Source organism: Flavobacterium aureirubrum (genome assembly GCF_038739835.1).
GTDB classification, from domain to species: Bacteria; Bacteroidota; Bacteroidia; order Flavobacteriales; family Flavobacteriaceae; genus Flavobacterium; species Flavobacterium aureirubrum.
On sequence record NZ_JBCGDO010000065.1, the window covers coordinates 1 to 1,610 of the forward strand.

Consider the following 1,610-nt stretch of genomic DNA (forward strand, 5'->3'; position numbering starts at 1 on the left):
GTTTTTTAGTTATAATTCAAAGTTGTAAAACTTGGAGTGCTTACAAACGAGTTTTTTAAGTCTAAAAAGACTGATTTTATAAAAGCCAAGTTCTTTCCTTGTTTTAGGGAAACAACTTGAGCTAAAACACTTGGTTTTTTGATGGTAAAACGCAGGTATTTCTTGAAGTTATAGGTCAAAGCTGCCATCAGTACATGTTTGTTGGCGTTTTTAATACCTCTTGTGTTTACTCGCTTCATATTAGTAAAGTTTACCAAAGTACCTATCACTGGTTCTACGGTTTTGCTTCGTATTCTTGACATCTTCTTGGCATATTTCTCGTTTTGTGTAAGTTTTTGATGCATGCGGTCGTAGTGTTCTTTGTGAATGCTGTCGTCTATTTTTTTGAACTTGGTGCTTTTGCCACAGCATTGTTCTCGCAGTGGACAGTTTTTGCAATCGCTTTCGCTGCTTCGATAGGTTCGTTTAGTATAGCCTTTACTATCGGTTTTTTCGCCTTTAAAAAGGAGTTTGGCTTGGTTGCCTTTGGGTTTAGTGCATTGATAATAGTTTTCTTCTTTATGAAACGTAAATCCTTCTCGCTCGGGTTTGTATTGTCCAAAGTTTGGAATATAGGCATCGATATTCTTTTGGTGTAAATAGGCTAAAGCTTCGCCACTACTGTAACCACCATCGGCTAAAAGTTCTTGGAGTTCAATGTTGTTTTGGTTTAGGTTTTCTTGGGTAAGTTCCACAATTTGTTCTAAACACTGACTGTCGCGTTTGTCTGCAAAGTCAGAACATGCACCTGTGATGACATGGTGCGCATCGTCTACAGCGATTTGTCCAAAATAATTCAGTTGGCGTGCTTTGCCTGGTTTTACACTTACTCTCGCATCGCTATCTGTTGGTGAATAATGCGTGTGATTTGACAAATATTTTGGTCGGATAATATTCCCAAATTCGTCTATCTTGTCTTTGCCAGTTGCATTAGGCATTCCTTTATAGGCTTCTTCTTTCCAAGCGTGATGTTGTTCTACTAGTTTCTTTCTAGTACTTGTAGTTTTAAATTCGCTGTTTTCTTCCAGTTCATTTACAAAAGCACTAGCATCGTCCAAAACTTCTTTCTCTACCAAACTATCCATACTCGCATTTGCTTTGATAAAAACGCTATCAACTGCTTGACGCTTGCCACGAACCATGCCTTTAGAAACACACATCTTCAATACTAGCTTGAATAAGTCTAGAAAAATTTCTTCGCCATACAAACTTCGGGTTCTACTTATAGTACTGTGCCAAGGCAATGGCTCGTGAACATCATAACCTAAAAACAAACGAATTGACAAACTATCGCTGCAAAAAGCAATTAATTGTCTATCTGAGTTGATGTTATTCAAATAGCCAACCAACAAAATCTTAAAGAAAACAACTGGATCAATGCTCTCTTGGCCTTCTTTGCCATAGTACTTTTGGGTAGCTTTATAAATAAAATGTAAATCGAGTTCGGTGAGTAGTTTTCTATAAAAATTATCTGCCGGAACCAGATCCAACAAATTTACCGATACAAATAACTGTGGTGTAAATGTCTTTTTTCCTTGCATGAGTAAATTTAAAAAAAATCAAATTTATTT

1 protein-coding gene is annotated in these 1,610 nt (G+C 36.7%); it reads right to left on the reverse strand.

The window, feature by feature from the left end; all coding sequences use genetic code 11:
• Positions 1-5: 5 nt before the first annotated feature.
• Positions 6-1,580, reverse strand: coding sequence for an IS1182 family transposase (locus WFZ85_RS15915; RefSeq protein WP_342697238.1), 1,575 nt, complete (start codon positions 1,578-1,580; stop codon positions 6-8).
• Between the last annotated feature and the right edge of the window lie 30 nt (positions 1,581-1,610).

Excerpts from the sequence above, each read along its gene's own strand:
- WFZ85_RS15915 (WP_342697238.1), bottom strand. The coding sequence starts at position 1,580 with ATGCAAGGAAAAAAGACATTTACACCACAGTTATTTGTATCGGTAAAT.